The sequence below is a fragment of the Atribacter sp. genome, assembly GCF_035418125.1.
GTDB lineage: Bacteria > Atribacterota > Atribacteria > Atribacterales > Atribacteraceae > Atribacter > Atribacter allofermentans.
In genome coordinates this window covers 1-4,400 of record NZ_DAOLQM010000184.1, presented here as the reverse complement: position 1 = coordinate 4,400, position 4,400 = coordinate 1, and the positions used below count along the sequence as shown (strand labels likewise).

6 protein-coding genes are annotated in these 4,400 nt (G+C 36.3%); 3 read left to right on the top strand and 3 right to left on the bottom strand.

Translation table 11 applies throughout. From position 1 onward, the window contains the following. A partial coding sequence (locus PLK24_RS08780; RefSeq protein ID WP_324478268.1) for an ABC transporter permease occupies positions 1-327 on the top strand: 327 nt, incomplete at its 5' end. Positions 328-382: 55 nt separating this feature from the next. On the opposite strand, the gene PLK24_RS08775 is transcribed toward PLK24_RS08780, so the two are convergent. After that, a complete protein-coding gene (locus tag PLK24_RS08775) occupies positions 383-1,207 on the bottom strand; it encodes a hypothetical protein (protein WP_324478266.1) in 825 nt (274 codons plus the stop codon). A gap of 532 nt (positions 1,208-1,739) precedes the next feature. On the opposite strand from PLK24_RS08775, the gene PLK24_RS08770 reads away from it, so the two are divergent. Then, entirely contained in the window at positions 1,740-1,988 is a 249-nt protein-coding gene (locus tag PLK24_RS08770) for a glutaredoxin family protein (RefSeq protein ID WP_324478264.1), read from the top strand. After that, positions 1,985-2,386, top strand: coding sequence for a ferredoxin-thioredoxin reductase catalytic domain-containing protein (locus PLK24_RS08765; RefSeq protein ID WP_324478262.1), 402 nt, complete (start codon positions 1,985-1,987; stop codon positions 2,384-2,386). Before PLK24_RS08770 ends, PLK24_RS08765 begins: the two co-directional genes overlap by 4 nt. Positions 2,387-2,430: 44 nt before the next feature. Here PLK24_RS08765 and nifS read toward each other — a convergent pair whose 3' ends face one another. Together nifS and nifU are read right to left on the bottom strand one after the other, a co-directional pair. Continuing rightward, complete coding sequence (gene nifS / locus PLK24_RS08760) at positions 2,431-3,615, bottom strand: cysteine desulfurase NifS (protein WP_324478260.1); 1,185 nt, start codon at positions 3,613-3,615, stop codon at positions 2,431-2,433. Next, positions 3,612-4,400: Fe-S cluster assembly protein NifU (gene nifU / locus PLK24_RS08755; RefSeq protein WP_324478259.1), on the bottom strand; the 789-nt coding region annotated here is incomplete at its 5' end. The genes nifU and nifS, both read right to left, overlap by 4 nt.

Below are 4,400 nucleotides of genomic sequence, written 5' to 3'. Positions count from 1 at the left end.
ATTATGAATATCATGCTGGTTTCGGTTACAGAAAGAACTCGAGAAATTGGCCTTCGGAAAGCAATCGGAGCTCGTCCAAATGATATTCTTTTCCAATTCATGGTTGAATCATCAGTGCTGAGTTGTTTGGGAGGAATACTTGGGATTATTTTTGGAACAATCGGCGCAAAAATAATTGGAAATTTAACCCAATGGGTTACTACTGTCAGTTTTGGCTCTATTGTTATATCTTTTGGAGTTTCACTGGCTGTCGGTTTGTTTTTTGGCATACTCCCCGCCCGACGAGCCAGTAAGCTTGATCCAATTACGGCTTTACGATATGAATAAAAATCCTAAGCTCCGCTTCTTTCCAATAACTTAAAAAGGATTTTTAGAACCGAGCTTATTCACCGGTCAAACTTCCTTCATCACCTCTTCCCTCAATAACATCAACAATCCTTTGAACGAGCAGGGGTGCAACCCTTTCTGCAAATTCATAATTTGGATGAGAATCATCACTGGAAGCAGCATACTGATTTTTTAAGTAAAATCCACCCTCGGTTTCTAACTGAAAAAAATCCCAAATATAAATATTATCTCCGGGCTGATCCCACTCCTCTTTAACCCATTTAAAAAATTTCTGTGCTCTTTGTGCATTCTCTTTTGTGGTAGCACCTCTTACTTGCGCTGCTCCAGTCCAAACAATAAAAAGTGTTTCAGGAAATTCATATATTTTTTCTTTAAGAGCCAAATATTGAAGTTGATAGTTTTCAATGGATTTAACATCGGAACTCACGTCTGCTTCTCCACTATTGCCCTCAATATCACTCACCGGGAAACAATGTTTCCAAATGATCATTTGGTAATCTTGAGTGAGTATTTCCAGAGTCGGTTCATCCATAAATGGCTCTTCTCCAGCATGTTCAACCCAGATATTCCAATAGTCATAGGGATAATTACTCCATCCATAAGGATAATCTTTGGGAAATTCTTGGGCTTCGATAAAATATGACGTACCATTATTGTTGTTATATTGATCAATTAAATCGGGAACACCACCCTCCCAAATGACTTGACCGGTGCTATGGTGCAGAAAAAGAATATTCATTTCCTGGGCAAAAGCTGAAGAGTTGAACAAATCCCTGTTGTGAGGAAAAGGTTGAGAAAACAGAACGAACAACAATAAACTCAAAATTAAAAATTTAACAAATAAATCTTTACATCTCATTAACATTCCCCTCCCGTTTTTACCATCTTTAACTCATATTCATTCAATTATAGCTACATCATAAATTCTGATAAAAAAACGGTTTTATGCACTACTGATGGTAATTTCTCTAAAAATATTTTACTCCAAATAAAATAATGTAATCTCTTTTTTAAATAATTTTTTTAAATTTTTTGAATTAATTAATAAAAGATGAGTTTAAGATATAATAGGATGAAGTTCCTAATTTAACTAATGGAAGGATGATGCTATAAATCACACTTATTATATATCTTTAAAGAGAATCATAAAACTTCCTAAAAGGAACTTTTAACTTTTATTGTCATTAGAAATGAAAATCGAACAGAATACTCATTGTGATGTGTATTCTTTAAAATGTTTATTTAATCTCCTTTGTAAAACCTTTTTTTAACACATCTATCATTATTCAGTCGATATCTTAAGAAAGATTAAAAAATTAGCTCGTATAGCATTCAATGCCTATCATTAAGTTGAAATGAGCGGAAAATAAGAAGAGGAGGTATCAAAAGAAATGAAAAAAATTATGTTGTATGCATTGAGTACCTGCCCTTTTTGCACCATGGCAAAGAAATATTTTACCAACCATCAGATTATTTATGATTCAGTAGATGTGGATCTTCTCAAAGAGGATGAAAAAGAAAAAACCATAAGTGAAGTACAGAAAATTTCTGGTCGACGAGCATTCCCAGTTATTGTTATTGATGATGAAGTCATTGTTGGATATGATGAACTTCGTATCAAGGAGGCTTTAGAAAAATGAATGCCCAAGAAAAAATCCTCTGCCCAGTCTGCCAGGTCAACTTTATTCTGAAAGAAACAAAAGAAGCTGGGAAAAGGATCATTTGTCCAGTCTGTGGTGCAGTCTTAGTAATGGTTTTAAAACAAGATCAAATAGTTTTAGAGCGACCTAAGGATATCTCTTTAGAAGATGAAATAAGGCATAGAATGGATAATTTTGCTCGATTCCGTGGTTACCATTTCAATGAAATGAAGGAAGCCCTGGTGGAAGGTTTGCTTAAAAAGCAGCAGCGATTTGGAGATTTCTATTGTCCTTGTAGAATTGACAACGTTCAAGACAATGTTTGCCCTTGTATTTACACCCGCCAGGGGGATGTTGAAAAAAATGGTCGGTGTCATTGTGGTTTATTTTGGAAATAAAAAAAGGGCGATATTATCTATCGCCCTTTTTATTGTCTTCCTTTTCAAGTAGAACATCTTTTTCCCATTAGTCTTTCCCGGCCGAAAGGAGAAATAAGCCGAAGGTCTTTGATAATCCCCGGCATAACTTCGATAACCTTATTCACTTCTTCCTCCTGATTATACCGACTCAAAGAAAACCTCACTGAGCCATGAATAGCCGTGTTACGAACCCCCATAGCCCGTAATACATGACTTGGTTCTAATGATCCTGATGTGCAGGCCGAACCCGAGGAAGCACAAATACCATATTCATTCAATCGGAGAAGGACAGCTTCTCCTTCAACGAACTCAAAACTAATATTAGATGTATTTGGGAGACGGTTTTCTCTGTCGCCATTGATACTGGCATCCGGGCAATTATTTAATAAACCCTTTTCTAACTTATCTCTGAGTTTTTTAACGAAGTTAATTTCCTTTTGAATACTTTTTGCTGCGATCTCACAAGCTTTCCCTAAACCAATAATGAAAGCAACGTTTTCCGTTCCTGCTCGACGTCCGTTTTCCTGATGGCCACCAATTATATAAGGATAAAACCGGGTTCCTTTCCTCACATATAAAGCTCCAATCCCTTTGGGTGCGTGGATTTTATGCCCTGAAAGTGTAAGCATATCAACTGGAAGGTCTTTTACGTTAACTGGTAATTTGCCAACAATTTGAACCGCATCAGTGTGAAAAACTACCTTTCTTTCTTTAAGAATATGCCCAATCTTTTCTATGGGAAAAATTACTCCGGTTTCATTATTAGCATACATAATTGAAACTATTGCTAGGTCATCGTCAATAGCCCGCAAAAATGATTCAATTTCTAATCTTCCTTTATTATCAACCGGTAAGTAGGTTACTCGATATCCCTTACGGCCCAAATTTTTACAGAAGTTTAAAACTGCCGGATGTTCAACTTTGGTTGTAATAATGTGTTTTTTTGCTGGATTGGTTTCGATAGCGCTCATAATTGCAGTATTGTCGCTTTCGGTTCCACAACTGGTAAAAATGATTTCATCTGGCTCTGCTCCAATAAGCAATGCGACTTGTTCTCGGGCTTCTTCTATCCTTCGATAGACCTGTCCTCCAAAGGTATGCATGCTGGAAGGATTACCATAATAGTCCCGAAAATAAGGAAGCATGCTATCTAATACTTCTTGGGCAACCTGAGTGGTAGCATTATTATCAAAATATAAAGTATTCATTCTTCAACCACCATAATTTCTTCACCAACAACTTCCCTGAGTTTATCTTCGATACTTTTAAGTGTTATCCCACCCATAGGACAGGATACACACATGGCACGAAAACCTACTATAACTTTATTTCCCTCAATATCAATCAATTCGATATCGCCTCCATCGGCTTGTAGCCTCGGTCGAATTTCTCTCTCCAAAATGTCTTGGATGAGGGCGATTTTTTGCAAATTGGTGAGTTTTTTTGGAGAACTGGTTTCAATTTTAATTGGTTCTTTAATTGACCAAACATCCTTAAGAATAGCTTCAATTTCTCCAAGACAAGATCCACATGCGCCTCCGGCTTTGGTAAAATTGGTAATTTCCTCAACCGTCGTTAGATGATTTTCTTGAGCAACTTTACGAATTTTTTCTTCTGAAACATTAAAACATTTACAAACAATTTTTTCTTGAAGTTCAATAGGCTGGATTTCCCCTTTATAATTTTTGATGGCTTCTTCTAAAGCTTCCCTGCCCATAACTGAGCAATGCATTTTCTCTTCAGGAAGACCTCCCAAGTAATCAGCAATATCTTGATTGCTAATTTCTTGGGCTTCTTCAATGGTTTTTCCTTTCAACAACTCAGTTAAAACTGATGAACTAGCTATGGCTGAGGCACATCCAAAAGTTTGAAACTTAGCATCTATTATTTTATGAGTTTTCTTATCTACTTTGAGGGTAATTTTTAAAGCATCACCACAAACAATATTCCCAATAATACCCACGGCATCAGGATTTTCAATTTCTCCAACATT

Excerpts from the sequence above, each read along its gene's own strand:
- PLK24_RS08775 (WP_324478266.1), bottom strand. The coding sequence starts at position 1,207 with ATGAGATGTAAAGATTTATTTGTTAAATTTTTAATTTTGAGTTTATTG.
- PLK24_RS08770 (WP_324478264.1), top strand. The coding sequence starts at position 1,740 with ATGAAAAAAATTATGTTGTATGCATTGAGTACCTGCCCTTTTTGCACC.
- PLK24_RS08765 (WP_324478262.1), top strand. The coding sequence starts at position 1,985 with ATGAATGCCCAAGAAAAAATCCTCTGCCCAGTCTGCCAGGTCAACTTT.
- nifS (WP_324478260.1), bottom strand. The coding sequence starts at position 3,615 with ATGAATACTTTATATTTTGATAATAATGCTACCACTCAGGTTGCCCAA.